The following is a 20496-nucleotide window of genomic DNA, read 5'->3' on the forward strand; positions in this document are numbered from 1 at the left end:
TATGAAAATGTTTTATGAAAAAGATGCAGATGTAGATTTAATTAAAAATAAAAAAATTGCGATTTTTGGTTATGGGAGCCAAGGTCACGCTCATGCACTTAATCTAAAGGATAGTGGAGTTAAAGAAATTGTTGTTGCGTTAAGAGAAGGTTCATCAAGTGTTGCTAAAGCTGAATCAAAAGGTTTAAAAGTGATGAATTTATCTGATGCAGCTGCTTGGGCAGATGTTGTTATGATATTAACTCCAGATGAATTACAAGCTGAAATTTATAAAAATCATATTGAACAAAGAGTGAGAGAAGGAACAAGTATTGCTTTTGCTCATGGTTTAAATGTTCACTATGACTTAATTAAAGCAAGAAAAGATTTAGATGTATTTATGGTTGCTCCAAAAGGACCTGGTCATTTAGTAAGAAGCGAATATGAAAAAGGTGGTGGGGTTCCATGTTTGTTTGCTGTTCATCAAGATGGATCTGGTAAAGCCAGAGATTTAGCTCTTTCCTATGCTTCAGCAGTAGGTGGAGGTAGATCAGGTATTATTGAAACTACTTTCAAAGACGAAGTTGAAACAGACTTATTTGGTGAACAAACTGTTTTATGTGGGGGTTTAGTTGAACTAATTAAAAATGGATATGAAACTTTAGTTGAAGCTGGGTATGAACCAGAGATGGCATATTTCGAAACAGTTCATGAAGTTAAATTAATTGTTGATTTGATCTATGAAGGCGGAATTGCAAATATGAATTATTCAATTTCAAATACTGCTGAATATGGTGAGTATCAATCTGGTCCAAGAATTATCAATAAGGAAGAAACAAAGAAAAGAATGAAAGAAGTTTTGGCGGATATTCAATCAGGTAAATTTACCAAAGAGTGGATGGATGAGTGCAAAACTGGTCAAAAAAACTTCTTAGCAACCAGAGCGAAATTGGCTGAACATTCTGTAGAAAAAGTTGGAGCAGAATTAAGAGCTATGATGCCTTGGATAAGTAAGAAAAAATTAGTAGATAGCGATAAAAGTTAATTATTAATATAATTTTATATCTGTAATAATCTTTTTTTTTCACTTATAATTTTTTTATAAATTTAAAAAAGAGGTTAATTATGAAGGCTAAAAATTTAGTAAGAATATTACTATCATTAGTTCTAGTATTTGGATTTTCTTCAGCATGGGCAAAAACTATCAAATGGTCAATGCAAGGAGACAGTCTTACACTAGATCCACACGCACAAAACGAAGGTCCAACTACTCAAGTATCTAGACAAGTTTATGAAGCTCTTGTTCAAAGAGCAGTAGATATGAAAATTGAACCAGCGTTAGCAAGAAAATGGACAGCTACAGATCCTAATACTTGGATCTTTAATTTAAGAGAAGATGTAAAATTTTCTGATGGTTCTAAAATGACATCAGCTGATGTTGTATTTAGTATATTAAGAGCTAAACAAAGAACATCTGATTTCAAAGAATATATCAGCACGATATCTGATGTTAAAGCTGTTGGGGAGTATGCTGTTAAAATTACAACAAGCAAACCTAATCCTATACTTTTAAATCAACTGTCAAATATTTTTATAATGTCTAGAGCTTGGTCAGAGGCAAACTTTGCAATGTCTCCTCAGAATTGGGATGCAGGACAAGAAACCTTTTCAGCAACTAATGCTTTGGGAACGGGTCCATTTAAAATTACTTTGAGAGAACCGAACACAAAAACAGTCTTTAAAAGAAATAAGCATTGGTGGGGTGATATGGAAGATGATGGCATAAAGCAAATTGAGTTACTTCCAATTAAAAATGCTGCAACAAGAGTAGCTGCCTTACTGTCTGGTGAGATTGATTTAGTGACTGATGCACCTGTTCAAGATTTAAAAAGAATTGGTTCTTCTTCAGGACATCAAGTTGTAAGTACACCGCAGATGAGAACAATCTTTTTAGGAATGGATCAGGCAGCAGATAAATTAAGAACTGGAAACACTGGCGATAATCCTTTCAAGAAAAAAGAAGTTAGACAAGCACTTTATCAAGCAATTGACATTGAGGCTATCAAGAAAAAAGTAATGAGAGGTCTAAGTGAGCCAGCTGGAATAATTACATTCCCAGGAGTAAATGGTTACACAGCAGAACTTGATAAAAGATTACCTTATGATGTTGATGCAGCAAAAAAACTTTTAGCTAGCGCAGGTTATCCTAATGGGTTTGATGTTGAACTAAGATGTCCTAACGATAGATATGTAAATGATGAAGCAATTTGTACAGCTGTTGTTGGTATGTTGGGTAAAATTGGAGTTAACGTTAACTTGTTTGCTCAAACAAAAAGTAAACACTTCAAAGAGCTAAAAGATGACCAAGGTGATTTTTATATGCTTGGATGGGGTGTACCAACTTTAGATAGTCATTACGTATTTCATTATTTATATGAAACAGGTGCTAGTTGGAACAAAGTTAACTTCAGTAACCCTGATGTAGATGCTGCAATTAGAGTTATGGAAGGTGAAGTTGATTTAGATAAAAGAAACGCCGCAATTGCAAATGCTTGGAAAATTGTAAAAGATGATATTGCTTATCTTCCTTTACACCACCAAGTAATTTCTTGGGCATCTAAAAGTAACGTGAACGTTCCTATCAGACCTAATAACGAACCGTTATTTAGAGCTGCTAGCGTAAATTAAATTAAAATTATAGTAAGCCCCTTAAATTTATAAGGGGCTTATAAATTTAAAATCCTCATAAATTGATAAAGTATTTTTTTAAAAGATTATTTCAATCAGCTTTGGTAATGCTAGTTGTTGCCTTTGTTTCTTTCTCTTTATTTAATTTTGTTGGAGACCCAATAAACAACATGGTAGGAGAAGAAACTTCAGATGAAGAAAGAGCTGAATTAAGAGAAACATTGGGTTTAATGGATCCAATTCATGTTCAATTTTCAAGATTTGTAATTAATGCGTCTAAAGGAGAGTTTGGTATCTCATATCAATTAAGAAGACCTGTGTCTGAACTGATTGTTGAGAGATTGCCAGCTACTATTGAGCTTGTTGTAATTTCTGCTTTGATAGCATTAGTGACAGGAACTTTTTTAGGAGTTTATACGGGAATAAATAGAAAGGGTTTTTTAAGCGACTTTGTTTTAGCAATTTCATTGCTTGGAGTGTCACTGCCCACATTTGTAATTGGGATACTATTTATTTATTTATTTGCTGTAATTCTAGGAGTGCTCCCCTCGTTTGGTAGGGGAGAAGTTGTTGATATAGGATTTTGGACAACAGGTTTTTTAACAGTTTCAGGTCTTAAAGCGATAATTCTTCCATCAGTTACATTAAGTCTTTTTCAAATGACATATATCATCAGGCTAGTAAGAGCTGAAATGATGGAAATTTTACAAACTGATTATATAAAATTTGCCAGAGCACGTGGAATTAGTGAAGACAGTATAAAATATAAACATGCGTTAAAAAATGGTTTGATACCTGTAATAACAATTGCTGGAATTAATATTGGAACTTTAATTGCGTTTTCAATTATAACTGAAACCGTTTTTCAATGGCCTGGAATGGGTTTCTTGTTTATTCAAGCTGTTCAGTTTGTAGATATACCAATTATGTCGGCTTATTTAGTTTTCATTGCATTTGTTTTTGTGATGATAAATTTTATAGTTGATATTCTTTATTATTTTATTGATCCAAGGATTAGAGTTAAAGGAGATGCCGCAAGTGGATAATAATTTAAATTTAACAAGATGGGAAAGAATCAAGGATAGTGATATCTATCATAGCTTCATAAAATCTCCGACAGCAATTATATCTTCTGCAATTTTATTTATTATTTTTTTCTGTTCTTTTTTTATTGAATTTTTAACTCCTTACACTCCTTTTGATCCATCATCTTTATCTTTGATGGATGCATTTACACCACCATCTTGGACAGAAGATGGTTTAGCACAATTTATTCTAGGAACAGATGGTCAAGGAAGAGATATGTTATCAACCATTTTATATGGATGTAGAATATCTCTTATTGTAGGTTTTGCTGCAATTATATTTAGTCTAGTTCTTGGTGTTGGTTTAGGATTAACAGCTGGATATTTTGGTGGCAAATATGAAATGGTAGTAATGAGACTTACAGATGTTCAGTTGACTGTACCAAGTATATTGATGGCACTCTTGGTTGATGGAATAGCAAGAGGATTAATTTCAAGAGAAATGCATGATGAAATGGCGATATATGTTTTGATATTTGCTATTGGAATTTCTGAATGGCCACAGTTTGCAAGAGTATCTAGGGCAGCAACTTTGGTAGAAAAAAATAAAGACTATGTTTCTGCCTCAACGATAATTGGTGTTTCAAATATAGTAATTATGTTTAAACATATTTTACCAAATATTATGAGACCAGTTTTGGTCATCGGTACAATTGGTCTAGCTCTTGCTATCTTAGCAGAATCGACTTTAAGTTTTTTGGGTGTTGGGGTTCCACCAACAACTCCTTCTTTAGGTACATTAATAAGATTAGGAAATGATTTTTTATTTTCAGGAGAATGGTGGATTACATTTTTTCCAGCAATTTTTTTGGTGATTTTAGCTTTTTCCATTAATTTATTAGGAGATTGGATGAGAGACACTTTAAATCCAAAATTAAAAAAATGAGTTTTTTAAAAATAAATAATTTAAGTGTTGATTACAAAATGCGTAAAGAGACTGTTTACGCAGCCAAAAACGTTAATATTGAGGTAAATAAAGGTGAAATTTTAGGATTGGTCGGCGAATCTGGTTCTGGAAAAAGCACTGTTGGAAACGCTATAATTAATTTAATTGATGAGCCAGGAAAAGTCTCGAGTGGTTCAGTAATTTTGGGAGACTTAAATATTCATGAAAACTCAGAGAGTATAATTAAATATCGAGGTAATAAAATTGGATTAATATTTCAAGACCCACAAACATCTTTAAATCCAATATTAACAGTTGGCGAACAATTAATTGAAACTATACAAACTCATCTAAATTTAAATAAAGAGGAAGCAAAAAATAAATCTATTAATTTATTAAAAGAAGTTGGTATTAAGGATGCTGAAAAAAGATTTAATGACTATCCTCATCAGTTTTCAGGAGGAATGAGACAAAGAGTGGTTATTTCTTTGGCTTTATGTTGCGAACCAGAATTATTGATTGCTGATGAACCTACTACTGCTTTAGATGTTTCTATTCAATCTCAGATTTTAGATTTAATTAAAAAACTCACAAAAGAGAGAAACTTAGCTGTGATTTTAATCACTCATGATATGGGTGTTATTGCTGAAACTGCCAATCGTGTAGCTGTGATGAAAAGTGGAAATTTAGTTGAAATTGGAGAAACAAAAAAAATATTAACAACTCCTCAACAAAGTTATACCAAAAGTCTTGTAAGCTCGGTTCCACCTACCAATAAGAAAATTTCAAGATTTGTAATAGTAGAAAAAGAAAATAAAAATAAAGAAAATAACATCAAAATTTTGAATAGATGGACTAAAAAAGAAATTACCAATCAAGATTTAGTTCAAGTAAAAATTTTAAATAAAAGTTTTGATGACAATTTTTTTACAGAAAATTCTAAAAATTCTGTGTTAGCAGTAAATAATGTTTCATTCGAAATAAAAGAAGGTGAGTCATTTGGATTAGTAGGTGAAAGTGGTAGTGGAAAATCAACTATTGCAAAAATGATTGTAAATTTATTTAAACCTTCATCAGGAGATATATTTTTTGATAATACTTGTATTACAAAAATAAAAAATAGATCAGAACTAATGAAATTTAGAAAACAAATACAAATGATTTTTCAAGATCCCTATTCATCACTGAATGGTAGATTGAAAGTAAAAGATATTATTGCTGAGCCTATTACGCTTCACAATCCTTCGATATCTAATTCTGATCTAAATAATTATGTCTATGATTTATTAGATTCTGTTGAAATGTCTCAAAAATCAGCAGATAGATATCCACATGAATTTTCTGGTGGTCAAAGACAAAGAATTTCAATTGCAAGAGCTTTAGCAACCCAGCCAAGACTCTTAGTTTGTGATGAACCCACATCTGCATTAGACGTTAGTATTCAAGCACAAATATTAAATTTATTAAAAGATCTTCAAGAGCAATTAAATTTAACTATTTTATTTATTAGCCATGACTTACCGGTTGTAAGACAAATGTGTGATAGAATTGGAGTTCTAAAAGATGGCAAGTTATGTGAAGTTTCAAATACTGAGGATTTATTTTTGAACCCTACCCATGAATACACAAAGGAACTTTTACACTTGATGCCTAAAATTGAGTCTATTTATAATTAATTTTTGTATCACCTAAAATGGACGAAAAAATTTAGCTATTTATACTAATTATTTTGCAATCTCTCTTATAGATTGTATTATAGATTTTCCAAAAATTTTTATTATGAGCGACAAAGATAGAGTCTTTATATTTGATACAACTATGCGTGATGGTGAGCAATCACCTGGCGCATCAATGAGTTTGGAAGAAAAAATTCAGATTGCTCGAGTGTTTGATGAACTGGGAATTGATATTATCGAAGCAGGTTTTCCTATAGCATCACCAGGAGATTTTGAGGCAGTTTCTGAAGTTAGTAAGATTTTAAAAAATTCTATACCAGCAGGATTATCTAGACATTCAGTAAAAGATATTGATAGAGCTTATGAAGCGCTAAAGCATGCTCCTAGATTTAGAATACATACTTTTATTTCTACAAGTCCATTACATATGAAGCATAAATTAAATATGTCACCTGAGGATGTTTATGAGTCAATTGGTAAACACGTTTCTTATGCAAGAAAATTTACTGATGATGTTGAGTGGTCATGTGAAGATGGGACAAGAACTGATATGGATTATATGTGTAAAACAGTTGAGCTTGCAATTAAAAATGGAGCAACAACAATTAATATTCCAGATACTGTTGGTTATACAATACCTTCTGAGTTCACAACAATCATTGAAACGCTTTTAAATAAAGTTCCTAACATTGATAAAGCAATTTTATCTACTCATTGTCATAATGATTTAGGTTTAGCGGTAGCTAATTCTTTAGCTGGCGTTCAAGCAGGAGCCAGACAAATTGAATGTACTATAAATGGTTTAGGTGAGAGAGCAGGTAATGCTGCATTAGAAGAAGTTGTAATGGCAATTAAAACAAGACCAGACTTAATGCCTTACAATACTGGAATTAATACAACTTTATTAAGCAAGGCATCAAAGATAGTTTCAAATGCTACTGGATTTCCAGTCCAATATAATAAAGCAATTGTTGGAAAAAATGCATTCGCACATGAGGCAGGCATTCATCAAGATGGAATGTTAAAAAATAGACAGACTTATGAAATTATGACCCCAGAGAGTGTTGGAGTAAAACAAACCTCATTAGTAATGGGTAAACATTCTGGACGTCATGCTTTTAAAGATAAATTAAATAGTTTGGGTTATCCAGATTTAACAGACGATGTAGTAGGAAATGCATTTGCAAAGTTTAAGGTTTTAGCGGACAAGAAAAAACATGTTTATGACGAAGATATTATTGCACTAGTTGATGATAGTTTAATTGTTGATAATAAAGTTAGTGCAATTAATTTAAAATCATTAAAAGTATTTGCCGGTACAGGAGAACCTCAAAAAGCAGAGATGACTTTAGATGTATACGGGTATGTAAAACAAGCTTCAGAAACTGGGGATGGACCAGTTGATGCAATATTTAAATGTATAAAAACTCTTTATCCTCATGATGTAAATTTACAGCTTTATCAAGTACATGCTGTAACCGAAGGTACCGATGCTCAAGCTACTGTTAGTGTAAAAATTGAGGAAAATGGAAAAACTACTGTAGGTCAAGCAGCAGATACTGATACTTTAGTTGCTTCTGCAAATGCTTACATAAATGCTTTAAATAAAATGATAATTAAACGAGATAAAACAGCTCCAATGGAGCAAGAAAGTCAAAAGGTAAGGGGAATATAATGGGATTATTCGATAGCGTTAAAAAGGTATGGAGCCAAGATATGGCGATTGATCTTGGAACAGCAAATACACTAGTAGTATTAAAAGGAAAAGGTGTTGTTCTTAATGAACCTTCTGTTGTTGCGATTGTTGATCAAGGCGGAAAGAAAAATGTTTTAGCTGTTGGAGATGAAGCCAAAACAATGCTTGGAAGAACACCTGGGAATATTAGTGCTATCAGACCTTTAAGAGATGGTGTTATAGCAGACTTTATAGTTACAGAAGAGATGATCAAACACTTTATAAAAAAAGTTCATAAAGGAAGTACTTTCGCTAATCCTAGAATTTTAATATGTGTACCAACTGGTTCAACACCAGTTGAAAGAAAAGCAATTCAAGACAGCGCATTAGCTGCGGGAGCAAGAAGAGTTCAATTAATTGAAGAACCAATTGCTGCTGCTATTGGAGCTGGACTTCCAATTTCTGAAGCCACAGGGTCAATGATTGTTGACATAGGTGGTGGTACCAGTGAGATAGCAGTCATGTCCCTAGGTGGATTGGTTTATTCTAAATCTTTGAGAGTTGCGGGTGATGCAATGGATACAGCAATAGTTAATTATATGAGAAAAGAATATAATTTGCTTATCGGAGATACTACTGCTGAAAAAATTAAAAAGGAAATGGGTACAGCTGTTCCAACAGGAACTAACACTTACCCAGTAAAAGGTAGAGATTTAAGATCAGGCACTCCTAAAGAAGTAAATATTACCGAGGAAGATACTGCTGAAGCATTAAATGATATATTGAAAGAAATGGTTAGTGCAATCAAAGATGCTTTAGAAAATACTCCTCCTGAATTATCTGCTGATCTAGTAGATATGGGTCTTACTTTAACAGGTGGTGGAGCTTTATTAAAAAATATTGATAAAAGATTCTCAAAGGAAACAGGTTTACCAGTACATGTTGCTGATGATCCATTGTCTTGCGTTGCGGTTGGAACTGGTAAAGCTTTGGATCAAGAAGAAACTTTTTCTACTATGTTATCTGAATATTAAAAGATGGTAAAAGGCAGAGACGACTTTGTAATTGCCTTAAGATCAGTTTTTTTAAAAAAGAAAGATCAACAAAAGTTTTCGCTTATAAGCTTAATTATTTTATCTGTTGTTATAATAATTTTAAGTAATTTTAATTTTAAACCAATTCAACTTGTTAAGTTAGGAATTAACGAAGTAATATATAGATCTTCTTATGTTGTATCAGTGCCAGAAAATAAAATTAAAGAGGCAATAGCTAAATTTAAATCACACCTTGATTTTTATAAAAATCATCAAAACCAATTAATTAAAATCGAGAATGCAGATGAGATTAAAGTATTAAATACTATTTTAACTGCTGAAAATAAAAGACTTAGAGAGTTGATTGATGAAAGCATAAATTCAGAAGATATATTTGCAAGAGTTTTAATTGATAAAAAGAGTCCATATTTAAAATCAATAGTTTTGAATAGAGGAACTAAAGATAATGTAAAGATGGGAATGACAGTAATGGATCGAAATTATTTAGTCGGTCAGATTATTGAGGTAAATTATTCAAATTCTAGAGCTCTACTTCTGTCAGATTTAAATAGCAAAATACCAGTAGTAATTCAGCCCCCATTTTTACAAGCTGTAGCTTCTGGAACTGGCAAGGATCATGGAATAATTGAATATACCAAAGATGAGTATAAAGAAAATCAGATTGAAAATGAGGCAGTTGTGTATACCTCTGGTCTTGCTGGTATTTTCAAGCCAGGTATTCCAGTTGGTAAAATAACAAATAGTTCAGAGCAACTAAGTTTTTTTTCTGATTTTGGACAATTAAGTTTTGTAAAGATTGTAGAATTTAAAATAGGAGAGGGTCAATAATGGCTTCATTGAATAAAAGTACATTTTTTAGATCGTTCCTCTCTTATTTGCCGATTATTCTCCTGTTTTTTTCAGTGTTTAACGAATTTGACTTTAATTATTTAAAGTTAGATTATTTTTCATTCAACTTCATTTTCATTTTAATCTTTTTTTGGACTTTAAGAAATCCAGATTACCTAGGATATTTCTCAATTTTCTTAGCAGGAATTATTAACGATGTAGTAATTGGTATTCCAATTGGAATAAGCAGTTTTTGTTATTTACTAATCTGTGCCATTACCTCATATATTAGACAAATTACACTAAGTCCAAAATTTATAAATGATTGGCTTTCATTTATTATTGCTGTTTTGCTTATCAATTCAATTCAAATAATAATTTTAGACTTAGTATTTTTATATCAGGTAGATTTTATGGACTACTTAATAAACTCTGGTTTTACTTTTCTATTTTACCCATTATTTTTTATTTTATTTAACATTTTAAATAGCAAAATTTCAAATAAACAGAATGATTAGCGGTAATTCAGGTATTAGAAAAACAGACGTAATTAATAGACGGATGTTTATTATTGGTGCTGCAAAAATAATTATTTTTACAGGAATTATAGCTAGACTTTTTTCTCTGCAAGTTAACGAAAATAAAAAATATCTTACTCTTTCAGATAAAAATAGAATTAGAGAGTGGAAGTTGCCACCAATAAGAGGTGATATAGTGGATTACTTTGGCAATGTTATAGCCGGAAATTTAAAAGTATATCAACTTCATATAATTCCAGAACAAGTTGAAAACTTCAATTATTTGTTAACTCGATTAAAAACTCTACTTAACCTGAGTGATAAAAAAATAGAAAAAATTGTAAAATCAAAAAATAAATTAAAACCTTGGGAAAGTATTATTGTTTCTGAAAATTTATCTTGGAGTGATTTTTTAAAAATAAATAATTATTTATACGACTTAGTTGGTGTTAAACCAGTTATGACCATTTCAAGAAACTACCCTTTTAGCGAAACTTATACTCATATTCTAGGATATGTCAGTCAACCTAATGAAGAAGAGATTTTGGCTAATGAAACTGTTCAAGAAAGATTTGTTCCAGGTATGAAAATTGGAAAATTAGGTCTAGAAAAAACTTTAGAAAATTACTTGATTGGCACAAATGCCATCCAAAGGTATGAAGTAAATGCTTATGGAAAAAGGATTAATCAACTTGAGCATCAAAAAGGTAAACAAGGTTTAAGAGTAAGATTAACTGTTGATACGGAGGTTCAGAAAGCTTGTGGAAAACTTTTAAATGACCGAGCTGGATCTATAAGTGTGATGGATATTTATACGGGTGATATCATAGCAATGTACTCTTCCCCTTCTTATGACCCAAACAAATTTTTATTTGGAATAAGTAATGATGATTGGTCATTAATTAGAAATAATCCATTAAAACCACTAGTAAATAAGACACTTGCAGGACTTTATTCTCCAGGATCTACAATAAAACCAATTGTAGCTTTATCTGCTTTAGAAAACAAAATTGTTAGTCCAAGTTTTAAAGTTAAATGCACTGGTAAGATGGAGCTCTATGGACAGACTTTTCACTGTTGGAAAGAAAAAGGTCATGGATTTGTAAGTTTAAAAAATGCAATGAAACAATCATGTGATACTTATTTTTATGAAGTTGCAAGATTACTAGGAGTAGATCGATTAAATATTACAGCTGAAAAATTTGGACTTGGTAAAAAAGTGTTAGGAGATTATTTTGATTTTGAGAAACCAGGTTTGTTTCCAAACACTAAATGGAAAAAAAATAATCTTGGAAAAGGATGGGTGCTTGGAGAAACATTAATAACTGGAATAGGTCAAGGTTATACGCAAACAACTCCACTTCAATTATGCCTTATGACAGCTCAGATTGCTAATGGAGGTTACTCTATAAAACCAAGAATAATAGTTGATAATAATACTGTTTCTTTCGAAGAAGCTAAAAATAAATTTGAAGAAGAGTCTTTATTTTCTGAAGAAAAACAATTATTTGAGAATCCCAAAAATATAAAAATTGTCCAAGAGGCCATGTTTAGTTCAACTAATGAATTATACGGAACATCATACAAGTCTAGAATAGACGATCCAAAATATCAATTTGCTGGCAAAACTGGTACTGCGCAGGTTAAGAGAATTAGCATGCGAGAAAGAGAACTTGATCTTAAAATTGAGCAAATCCCTTATAAAGACCGAGATCACGCATTATTTGTTGCTTATGGTCCGTATATTAATCCAAGATACGCATTAAGTATTATAGTTGAGCATGGTGGCTCAGGAAGTAAAACTGCAGCACCAATTGCAAAAGAATTGTTCAAATTAATAATTGATAGAAACGATTTAAGAAATAAACAAAAAAATTTTGAGGAAATAGAAATTTGATGTTTCAACACGATAGATTAAATAACGAACTTACTTTTTGGCAAAAGGTTAAAGAGTTAGATTATATTTTACTGATAAGTATATTTTTACTTTCAATATTAAGTTTATTTGTGATGTATTCAACAGATGGAGGAGAAATTCTATTTCATACAAAAAGTCATTTTAGTAAAATAGTAGTCTTTTTTCCTTTAATGATTTTAATTGCGTTTTTTAATATTAGATGGTGGCACAACTTTTCATACTTGTTTTATATAGCTGTAATTCTTTTACTAATTTATGTTTCTTTTTTTGGAATAAAATCATCAGGCTCAAGAAGATGGATGGATTTATATTTATTTAATTTACAACCATCCGAGTTAATGAAAATAGCAATTATACTTTGCTTAGCAAAATATTATCACAGGGTTAAAATTGAAAATGTAAACTCAGTTACAAGTATCATGACAGTTATAACTATTATTTTAATACCAATTATTATGGTGCTCTCACAACCAGATTTAGGAACTTCAATTCTCATTGCATCAAGTGGAATAATTGTTTTATGGTTGGGAGGCGTTAAGATAAAATATTTTATTTATTCTTTGATAGTTTTTTTAATATCACTACCTTTTGTAATTTCTTTCTTAAAGCCTTATCAAAAATTGAGAATATTGACTTTTTTAGACCCTGATAGAGATCCATTGGGCGCTGGTTATCAAATAATTCAGTCAAAAATAGCAATAGGTTCTGGTGGCTTAGAGGGCAAAGGTTTTTTAAAAGGCACACAAAGTTATTTGGATTTTTTACCTGAAAAACATACTGATTTTATATTCACTTTATTTTCTGAAGAGTTTGGATTTATAGGATCAATAGGATTATTGGTTTTGTATTCAATTATCATTATCAGAATTTTGAGAATAGGTGCTATCTCAAGAAGTAATTTTTCAAGGTTATTCTGTTTTGGATTTGCTTTTGCAATATTCATTTATATTGTTGTAAATCTTTCGATGGTCTTGGGTTTATTGCCAATTGTCGGTTCTCCATTACCGATAATGTCCTATGGAGGTTCCTCTATGTTAGCAACTATGATCGGGTTTGGTATTGTTCTTAGCGCCAAGATAAATCATAAACAGATGATTGCTTAAAATATTTAATTTAATTAAGCATAATTTGTCACTATGAAACTTTAATTTTTTAATTGTATAACGTTCATATGAATAAGAACATTAAGGTTGGAATAGTTGGTGCAGGTATTCAAGGTGTATCAAATGCATTGTTCCTTCAAAAAAAGGGATTTAATGTAACAATATTTGATAGAGATAATCCAGGAAGCCAAGCAGCCTCTTATGGAAATGCAGGACATTTTTCGCCTTATGCTTCACTTTCTTTAAATAGAACTGATGTCTTAGCGGATGTTCCGGCTATGTTATTAAGTTCAACTGGTCCTCTAGCTTTAAAATGGAATTACGTTCCAAAAATGATTCCATGGTTCATGAAATTTATCATGAACACTACAAAAACTAAGATGATGCATACTGCAAAAAATATGCATCAAATTTTAGATTTAGCTCTACCGGCGTATGATGAATTATTTGATGAAATAGATCTTGAAGGATTAGTGGAAAACAAAGGAATACTTTATATCTGGAATGATCAAGATCTAAAAAGTAGGGAATTAGAAATAAGAGTTAGAGATGAATTGGGAGTAAAGCAGCAACTAGTTAATAAAGCTGAAATTCATGATTTAGAACCCCATATTAAACCTTTCTATCATGCTGGAGTTTACTATCCTTATGCAAGACATGCTCGAAATCCAAAAAGAATCCTTTTAAAATTATTTGATCTATTTTTGCAAAAAGGTGGAAAGTTTAACAAAGTAAATATTAAAGATATAAAATTTGATGATGAAAAACCTATTTTTAAAACTGAAACACAAAGTTATGTTTTTGATAAAGCAGTAATTGCTTGTGGCGCTTTTTCTAAAAAATTGACTGACAATTTAGATGAACAAATTCCTCTAGATACTGAAAGAGGATATCATGTTCATTTTAAAAACTGTGATCATTTATTAAGCCGACCAGTAATATTTTCAAACCGTGGTTTTGGAATTACACCAATGGAACAAGGATTAAGAGTAGTGGGTACAGTTGAATTTGGTGGATTAGAAAATCCTTTGTCAAAATCTAGAGTTAAAAATTTAATTAATAATGCAAAATATATGCTTGGTGATTTACCCGAGCATGAGGATGAGTGGTTAGGATTTAGACCAACTTTACCAGACTTTTTACCTGTCATGGGGCCATCAAAAAATTATAAAAATGTTTATTATTGTTTTGGACATCATCATTTAGGATGGACTTTAGGCCCAATTTCTGGAAAGATTGTTTCAGGAATGATTGCGAACGAAAATACAAACTTAGATTTAAAACCTTACAGTTCGTTAAGATTTAGTTAAGTGGGTCAGAACGCCAAAGCATATTTAATGTTGGTTTGTGCAACATTATTTTGGGCAGGCAATTTTACAATTGCGAAGTTTGCATACTTCCAAAACATACCACCAAATACTCTTTCATTTTTAAGATGGTGTTTTGTATGGATAATTTTATTTCCCTTTACGTATCAGGAAATATTTAAATTAAAGTATAAAATTAAAGAAAATTTATCTTTATTTTTTATCCTTGGTTTTACCAGTGTTTGTATATTTACTTCATTTACTTATAATGCTTTAAATCATACCCAAGTAATCAATGCATCTCTTTTTAATACTGCAATACCAGTTACAATAATTTTAGTTTGTTTTTTGTTAAAAATTGAAAAAACAAATATTTTTCAATTATCAGGCCTGTTTATTTCTGTATTAGGTATTTTAGCTATTATCACACGATTGGATCTTAATATTTTGCTTTCTTTAAATTTTAATAAAGGAGATTTATTTATGATAGGTGCGATAATTGCATGGGGAGTTTATTCAGCATATTTAAGAAAAAGAAATTTTGATGTTTCTCTACTTGCCCTTGTGCAAATCATATGCACGTTTGGCCTAATATTTCTTTTGCCTTTATTTTTTATCGATATAATTCAAGATAAAGTTGTAGAGATAAATAGTAACTTTTTTTATATTTTATTTTATATTGCTTTGTTTCCAAGTATTGGCTCTTACTATTGTTGGGCAGGTGCTGTGGCGATTATTGGAGCCAATCGGGCAGGAATTTTTTTATCATTAATTCCTTTATTCAGTACAATTTTTGCAATCATACTTTTTAATGAAAAATTTTTATTTTTTCATTTAATTGGGTCTATTTTAATTATATTAGGTCTATTTTTATCAAACAAAAAAATTAAAAATGCTTAAAGTAGCTATATTAGATGATTACCAAAATGTTGCTCAACAATTTGTTGATTTAGAAAAATTATCTGGAAAATATGAATTTAAAATTTTCAGTGAACCTTTCGTAGATGAGGCAGATGCTATTGATCAATTAGCTGATTTTGAGGCTCTTTTGATAATGAGGGAAAGAACTCCAATTACAAAAAATCTAATTGATAATTTAAGTGATTTAAAATTTGTTATCACAAGTGGATTAAGAAATAGATCTATAGACCTAGAAGCTGCTAAAAAAAGAAAAATTATAGTTTGTGGGACAGATATTAATATCAATCCTACTCCTGAACTAACTTGGGCATTAATTCTTGGCTTAGCTAGAAATTTTAAAGAAGAGTTTGATAATATGTATCAAGGATACTGGCAAACTACTATTGGTGTTGAGCTAAAAGGAAAAATATTAGGATTAATAGGATTGGGAAGAGTAGGAAGTGAAGTTGCAAAAATTGGAAAAGCTTTTGGAATGCAAGTTATGGCTTGGAGTGAAAATTTAAGTTTAGATAAATGCAAAGAGCTAGATGTCTTGCCATGTAGCAAAGATGATTTGATTAAGAACTCAGATGTTTTATCTATTCATGTGCAAGGTGGAGAGAGATATAAAGATTGCATAACATTAAAAGAGTTAGACAATATGAAGAAGACAGCTTTTTTAATTAATACTTCGAGAGGTCCAATAGTTAATGAAGATGATTTAATTATAGCATTATCAACTAATGTAATTGCTGGAGCTGGAATCGATGTTTATGAAAAAGAACCTTTGCCTGAAAATAATAAATTAAGATTTTTACCTAACGCTTTGTTAACTCCACATATAGGATATGTAACAGCAGAAAATTACAGTATTTTTTACAATCAAATGATTGAGGGATTAGAGGCTTGTGTTAATGGAAAGCCAATTAGAGTTTTAGAGTAGCCATGGAGTTACCAGTTGTAAATCACGAAGATTATTTTGCAAAAATTGGAGATGATCATAAATTTCCAATAAATAAATTTAGTGAACTTGCAAATTATTTAATTAAAAAAAATGTAGTCAAAAAGTTTCACAAACCTTATCCATGCTCATCTGAAACATTAAAGTTTGCTCACTCTGAAAAATATATAAGTGATATCAAAAATAAAACTTTAGATAAAGATGGTGTTAAAAAAATAGGTTTTCCTTTGGTAGATAGTGTTGTTAAGAGATCTTTGGTTGCAACAGGGGGTACTGTGTTGGCATCAAAACTTGCAATTAATTATGGAATTTCTTGTAATACGGCTGGAGGGAGTCACCACGCAAATTACAATGGTGGTGCTGGTTACTGTGTATTTAATGATGTAGCAGTTGCAGCTCATTATTTACTTAACAGGGGTCTGGCCAATAGAATTTTAATTGTAGATCTTGATGTTCATCAAGGAAATGGCAATTCAGATATTTTTAAAGAAAATAGAAACGTTTTTACATTTAGTATGCATTCAAAAACTAATTATCCTGCAAAAAAATCTATTAGTGATTTAGATGTAGAGTTAGAAGACAACACAGAGGATGATATTTACATCAAAACTTTAAAGCACTATTTAACAGAGTTAAATCAAGAAAATTTTGATTTTGTATTTTATATCGCAGGAGTAGATATTCATTTTAATGATCGATTAGGAAAATTAAATATTTCTGATCAAGGTGTAAAGTTGAGAGATGAGCTTGTTGTAGAAAATTTTTATTCAAAAAGAATACCTTTTTGTGGAGTTTTAGGAGGAGGATACAATAAAGATTTTGAAAAATTAGTGGAATTGCACTCTTTGTTGCATCAAACTTGTGCTAAGTATATTTGAATATGACAAAAAAAATTAACCCCAACCTAACCGCTGAACAGAAATTAATTTTATTTGAGGAAGGCACAGAACTTGCTGGATCAAGTGAACTTAATCATGAAAAAAGAGAAGGAAGTTTTCATTGTGCAAATTGTGGTGAGAAGTTATTTGACTCAAATACTAAATATGAAAGTGGATCTGGTTGGCCATCTTTTTATGAATCTTTACCAGATGTTTTTGAAACAAAAACAGATTATCATTTAGGTTATGGAAGAACAGAGTATCATTGTAAAAAATGTGGTGGTCACCACGGACATATATTCGATGATGGTCCAGAGCCAACTGGAAAAAGATATTGCAATAATGGTGTCTGTTTAGTTTTTAAACCAAAAGCTTAAAAATAATTTTAATTTTTTAATAAATCTTGAAGTTTATTTTCTTTTTCTAGAGCCCTTACTTCATCATAGCCACCTATATGCTGCTCATCAAAAAAAATTTGTGGAATTGTTCTTTTTCCATTTGCTTTTTTTATCATTTCATCCATTGCACCTTCAACTTTTGAAATATCAATTTCATTATATGGAGCATTGTTTCTTGTTAATAATCTTTTTGCAGCCTCACAATAGTTACATAGGGGGCCAGTATACATGGTAATTTTTTTCATAACTTATAGATAGTCACCTTTTTTAATTTTACTAGTGATTTCTTTTCTAGAATATTCAAATTTTTTTCTATGTTTGATACTTTTTTGATTTACTCTTTTTCTCCACAATCTAAATGACGATGGTTTTAAAGATCTTCTCATAATTTTAATTACATCAGATTCTCGCTTCCCCGTTTTTTTCTCAATTTCCTCAAAAGTAATTCTGTCTGCCCATGCCGCCCAAATTACCCAGTCTGGGTCATCAATACTGGGTTCAGGATTTTTAACTTTAGTTACTGGGGTGTAGCCTTTTTTTTTCATAAATCCTTTATATTTGAAAAAAAAATTTAATGCATTTTTTTTACCCTCTGATATTATGATTTAGATAGTCCTTCTTAGCCATCTTTAGCTCCCGGTTTTTAAGGACTATCTTCTCTAAAAATATGCTTCCTTTAGAATTCATACTTTATTTACAAATCATTATTTTTTTATTCATTACTCCCGGCACTCCTAGAATAGTTATAATTTCTTACTCAATGAATTATGGTGTAGGGAAATGTGTTTGGTCAGCGCTTGGAGATGTTACTGCAAATTTAATTCAAGCTACTTTGGTAATTTTTGTAATAGGTTCTTTTTTTTCAGAAAATTCATTAATCCTTAATATTTTTAAATGGATTGGAGTTCTTTACATTTTATATCTTGCTTATGATATTTATAAGTCTCGTCCAAAAAATTTAAAAGATAAGGAAGAAGTCACAAAAAGTAATTTATCTTTTTTTAGAGATGGATTTTTAGTTGCAGGAACCAGTCCTAAAGCTTGGATGTTTTTTCCTTTTATATTTCCACAATTTATTGATTTTAGTTCTAATCTTTTAAGTCAATTTATAATTTTAATTACAACTTACATTGTGTTAGATTTTTTATCTCTGATTGGTTATGCAATACTTGCACAAAAATTGATTAAATGGATTACTGCAAATCCGAAAACTATTAATACAATTTCAGCGAGTGTTTTAGTCATTATTGCTGGAATTATTGTTATTACACAACAGTATTAAACTCATACTAAGTCTTTATTCCTACTTGCATTGTGTGAAAATTGTTTATTTAATTAGTCATTAATTAATTAATTAAAGGGGAAATAAAATGAAGTTAAATAAAATAATTTTAAGTTTTGTTTCTGCATTAGTAATTTTATTTTCAACTTCTGTTGCATCTTTTGCAAAAGTAGTTGGTGACAAAATTATTTTAGGTGCTGCAATTTCCTTAACTGGTAAGTACTCATCAAATGGTGTTCATACTCAAAATGGTTATAACATGGCCGTTGACAGAATTAATAGCATGGGTGGTGTAAAAGTTGGTGGAAAAACTTATAAGTTTGACATTATCTATTACGATGATGAATCAAACCCTAAGAGAGCTGCACAGCTTGCAGAAAGATTAATTTCACAAGATGGTGTTGAGTTTATGCTTGGCCCATACAGTTCAGGTCTTACAAAAGCTATTGCACCTGTAACTGAAAAATATGGTGTTCCAATGGTAGAGGCGAATGGTGCTTCTAGATCTTTGTTTACCAAAGGTTACAAATATCTATTTGCAGTATTAGCTCCGGCAAACTTATATCTTGATGTAGCAATTGAAACAGCAGTTGAGCTAAATGGTGGAAAACCAGTAAGAATTGCTCAAGCATTTGAACAAGATGCTTTTTCACAGGATGTTAGATTAGGTATTTTAGATGCCGCAGAAAGAACTGGATCTGAAATCATCATCGATGACAAACTGCCTAAAGAGTTAAATGATATGGCTGCAACTTTGGTTAAAGTTAAACAAATGAAACCAGATGTTTTAGTTGTATCAGGTCATACTAAAGGTGCATTGACTGCAGTAAGACAAATTGCTGAAATGAAGGTTGATGTTCCAATGTTGGCTATGACTCACTGTGATGCAGCGAAATTATCAAAACAACATGGTGCTAATTCTCAGTATGCACTATGTGCTTCTCAATGGCATAAATCTCTGACTTATAAAGATGATTTCTTTAAAGATGGAATGACCTATGCTGCAGACTTTGAGAAAGAGTTTGGATATGATCCACCATACCAATCTGCTGAGTCTTCGGCTGCGTTATTGGTGTTCAAAGATGCATTTGAAAGAGCCAATTCTTTTGATCAAAAGAAAGTAAGAGATGCTCTTGCAGCTACTAACATGCAAACATTCTATGGAAATATTAAATTTGCACCTGGCGGTCAGAACGTTGATAAGCCAATGGTACTTTTCCAAGTAATGTGTGATGATGCTGGTAAGTGTGAAAACAAAGTTGTTGCTCCATTAAAATGGGCATCTGCTAAGTTAATTCACCCAATGCCTAAGTGGTCTGAAAGATAATAATTAAAAATTGAGCCCCCTGGTAATAGGGG

20 protein-coding genes are annotated in these 20496 nt (G+C 31.0%); 18 read left to right on the forward strand and 2 right to left on the reverse strand.

Annotated elements, in window-relative coordinates; genetic code table 11:
- The first annotated feature begins 1 nt into the window (after position 1).
- The 16 genes from ilvC (at position 2) to msrB (ending at position 17834) form a co-directional block, all read left to right on the forward strand.
- Entirely contained in the window at positions 2–1024 is a 1023-nt protein-coding gene (gene ilvC / locus VP90_RS06525) for a ketol-acid reductoisomerase (protein WP_075506263.1), read from the forward strand.
- Between the two features lie 80 nt (positions 1025–1104).
- Entirely contained in the window at positions 1105–2667 is a 1563-nt protein-coding gene (locus tag VP90_RS06530; RefSeq protein ID WP_262590316.1) for an ABC transporter substrate-binding protein, read from the forward strand.
- A 62-nt stretch (positions 2668–2729) separates the two neighbouring features.
- Positions 2730–3713, forward strand: coding sequence for an ABC transporter permease (locus VP90_RS06535; protein WP_262590317.1), 984 nt, complete (start codon positions 2730–2732; stop codon positions 3711–3713).
- On the forward strand, positions 3706–4638 hold the full coding sequence (locus VP90_RS06540) for an ABC transporter permease (RefSeq protein WP_425321972.1): 933 nt from the start codon (positions 3706–3708) through the stop codon (positions 4636–4638). Before VP90_RS06535 ends, VP90_RS06540 begins: the two co-directional genes overlap by 8 nt.
- A complete protein-coding gene (locus tag VP90_RS06545) occupies positions 4635–6314 on the forward strand; it encodes a dipeptide ABC transporter ATP-binding protein (RefSeq protein WP_262590319.1) in 1680 nt (559 codons plus the stop codon). Before VP90_RS06540 ends, VP90_RS06545 begins: the two co-directional genes overlap by 4 nt.
- Positions 6315–6417: 103 nt before the next feature.
- Positions 6418–7989, forward strand: a complete 1572-nt coding sequence (locus tag VP90_RS06550) for a 2-isopropylmalate synthase (protein ID WP_262590320.1) — start codon at positions 6418–6420, stop codon at positions 7987–7989.
- A complete protein-coding gene (locus tag VP90_RS06555) occupies positions 7989–9023 on the forward strand; it encodes a rod shape-determining protein (RefSeq protein ID WP_262590321.1) in 1035 nt (344 codons plus the stop codon). The genes VP90_RS06550 and VP90_RS06555 overlap by 1 nt, the downstream gene beginning before the upstream one ends.
- Positions 9024–9026: 3 nt before the next feature.
- On the forward strand, positions 9027–9872 hold the full coding sequence (mreC, locus tag VP90_RS06560; protein ID WP_262590322.1) for a rod shape-determining protein MreC: 846 nt from the start codon (positions 9027–9029) through the stop codon (positions 9870–9872).
- A complete protein-coding gene (mreD, locus tag VP90_RS06565) occupies positions 9872–10390 on the forward strand; it encodes a rod shape-determining protein MreD (RefSeq protein WP_262590323.1) in 519 nt (172 codons plus the stop codon). Before mreC ends, mreD begins: the two co-directional genes overlap by 1 nt.
- Complete coding sequence (gene mrdA / locus VP90_RS06570; RefSeq protein WP_262590324.1) at positions 10383–12287, forward strand: penicillin-binding protein 2; 1905 nt, start codon at positions 10383–10385, stop codon at positions 12285–12287. The genes mreD and mrdA overlap by 8 nt, the downstream gene beginning before the upstream one ends.
- Complete coding sequence (rodA, locus tag VP90_RS06575) at positions 12287–13411, forward strand: rod shape-determining protein RodA (RefSeq protein WP_262590325.1); 1125 nt, start codon at positions 12287–12289, stop codon at positions 13409–13411. The genes mrdA and rodA overlap by 1 nt, the downstream gene beginning before the upstream one ends.
- A gap of 68 nt (positions 13412–13479) precedes the next feature.
- Positions 13480–14721, forward strand: a complete 1242-nt coding sequence (locus VP90_RS06580) for an NAD(P)/FAD-dependent oxidoreductase (protein ID WP_262590326.1) — start codon at positions 13480–13482, stop codon at positions 14719–14721.
- A gap of 27 nt (positions 14722–14748) precedes the next feature.
- Complete coding sequence (locus tag VP90_RS06585; RefSeq protein ID WP_262590327.1) at positions 14749–15618, forward strand: DMT family transporter; 870 nt, start codon at positions 14749–14751, stop codon at positions 15616–15618.
- Positions 15611–16561, forward strand: a complete 951-nt coding sequence (locus tag VP90_RS06590) for a D-2-hydroxyacid dehydrogenase family protein (RefSeq protein ID WP_262590328.1) — start codon at positions 15611–15613, stop codon at positions 16559–16561. Before VP90_RS06585 ends, VP90_RS06590 begins: the two co-directional genes overlap by 8 nt.
- 2 nt (positions 16562–16563) lie before the next feature.
- On the forward strand, positions 16564–17457 hold the full coding sequence (locus VP90_RS06595; RefSeq protein ID WP_262590329.1) for a histone deacetylase family protein: 894 nt from the start codon (positions 16564–16566) through the stop codon (positions 17455–17457).
- A 2-nt stretch (positions 17458–17459) separates the two neighbouring features.
- Positions 17460–17834, forward strand: a complete 375-nt coding sequence (gene msrB / locus VP90_RS06600) for a peptide-methionine (R)-S-oxide reductase MsrB (protein WP_075506251.1) — start codon at positions 17460–17462, stop codon at positions 17832–17834.
- 8 nt (positions 17835–17842) lie between these two features.
- On the opposite strand, the gene grxC is transcribed toward msrB, so the two are convergent.
- Together grxC and VP90_RS06610 are read right to left on the reverse strand one after the other, a co-directional pair.
- Complete coding sequence (gene grxC / locus VP90_RS06605) at positions 17843–18100, reverse strand: glutaredoxin 3 (RefSeq protein WP_075506250.1); 258 nt, start codon at positions 18098–18100, stop codon at positions 17843–17845.
- A 3-nt stretch (positions 18101–18103) separates the two neighbouring features.
- A complete protein-coding gene (locus VP90_RS06610) occupies positions 18104–18400 on the reverse strand; it encodes a TIGR03643 family protein (protein WP_075506249.1) in 297 nt (98 codons plus the stop codon).
- Between the two features lie 122 nt (positions 18401–18522).
- On the opposite strand from VP90_RS06610, the gene VP90_RS06615 reads away from it, so the two are divergent.
- Both VP90_RS06615 and VP90_RS06620 read left to right on the forward strand, forming a co-directional pair.
- Positions 18523–19137, forward strand: a complete 615-nt coding sequence (locus tag VP90_RS06615) for a LysE family translocator (protein ID WP_075506248.1) — start codon at positions 18523–18525, stop codon at positions 19135–19137.
- A gap of 88 nt (positions 19138–19225) precedes the next feature.
- A complete protein-coding gene (locus tag VP90_RS06620; protein ID WP_075506247.1) occupies positions 19226–20464 on the forward strand; it encodes an amino acid ABC transporter substrate-binding protein in 1239 nt (412 codons plus the stop codon).
- Positions 20465–20496: the final 32 nt, after the last annotated feature.

Source organism: Candidatus Pelagibacter ubique HIMB140 (genome assembly GCF_025558165.1).
Lineage (GTDB): Bacteria > Pseudomonadota > Alphaproteobacteria > Pelagibacterales > Pelagibacteraceae > Pelagibacter > Pelagibacter ubique_T.

Coding starts and splice junctions, on each gene's coding strand:
- ilvC (WP_075506263.1), top strand. CDS start 2: ATGAAAATGTTTTATGAAAAAGATGCAGATGTAGATTTAATTAAAAAT.
- VP90_RS06530 (WP_262590316.1), top strand. CDS start 1,105: ATGAAGGCTAAAAATTTAGTAAGAATATTACTATCATTAGTTCTAGTA.
- VP90_RS06545 (WP_262590319.1), top strand. CDS start 4,635: ATGAGTTTTTTAAAAATAAATAATTTAAGTGTTGATTACAAAATGCGT.
- VP90_RS06550 (WP_262590320.1), top strand. CDS start 6,418: ATGAGCGACAAAGATAGAGTCTTTATATTTGATACAACTATGCGTGAT.
- VP90_RS06555 (WP_262590321.1), top strand. CDS start 7,989: ATGGGATTATTCGATAGCGTTAAAAAGGTATGGAGCCAAGATATGGCG.
- mreC (WP_262590322.1), top strand. CDS start 9,027: ATGGTAAAAGGCAGAGACGACTTTGTAATTGCCTTAAGATCAGTTTTT.
- mreD (WP_262590323.1), top strand. CDS start 9,872: ATGGCTTCATTGAATAAAAGTACATTTTTTAGATCGTTCCTCTCTTAT.
- mrdA (WP_262590324.1), top strand. CDS start 10,383: ATGATTAGCGGTAATTCAGGTATTAGAAAAACAGACGTAATTAATAGA.
- rodA (WP_262590325.1), top strand. CDS start 12,287: ATGTTTCAACACGATAGATTAAATAACGAACTTACTTTTTGGCAAAAG.
- VP90_RS06580 (WP_262590326.1), top strand. CDS start 13,480: ATGAATAAGAACATTAAGGTTGGAATAGTTGGTGCAGGTATTCAAGGT.
- VP90_RS06585 (WP_262590327.1), top strand. CDS start 14,749: ATGTTGGTTTGTGCAACATTATTTTGGGCAGGCAATTTTACAATTGCG.
- VP90_RS06590 (WP_262590328.1), top strand. CDS start 15,611: ATGCTTAAAGTAGCTATATTAGATGATTACCAAAATGTTGCTCAACAA.
- VP90_RS06595 (WP_262590329.1), top strand. CDS start 16,564: ATGGAGTTACCAGTTGTAAATCACGAAGATTATTTTGCAAAAATTGGA.
- msrB (WP_075506251.1), top strand. CDS start 17,460: ATGACAAAAAAAATTAACCCCAACCTAACCGCTGAACAGAAATTAATT.
- grxC (WP_075506250.1), bottom strand. CDS start 18,100: ATGAAAAAAATTACCATGTATACTGGCCCCCTATGTAACTATTGTGAG.
- VP90_RS06610 (WP_075506249.1), bottom strand. CDS start 18,400: ATGAAAAAAAAAGGCTACACCCCAGTAACTAAAGTTAAAAATCCTGAA.
- VP90_RS06615 (WP_075506248.1), top strand. CDS start 18,523: ATGCTTCCTTTAGAATTCATACTTTATTTACAAATCATTATTTTTTTA.
- VP90_RS06620 (WP_075506247.1), top strand. CDS start 19,226: ATGAAGTTAAATAAAATAATTTTAAGTTTTGTTTCTGCATTAGTAATT.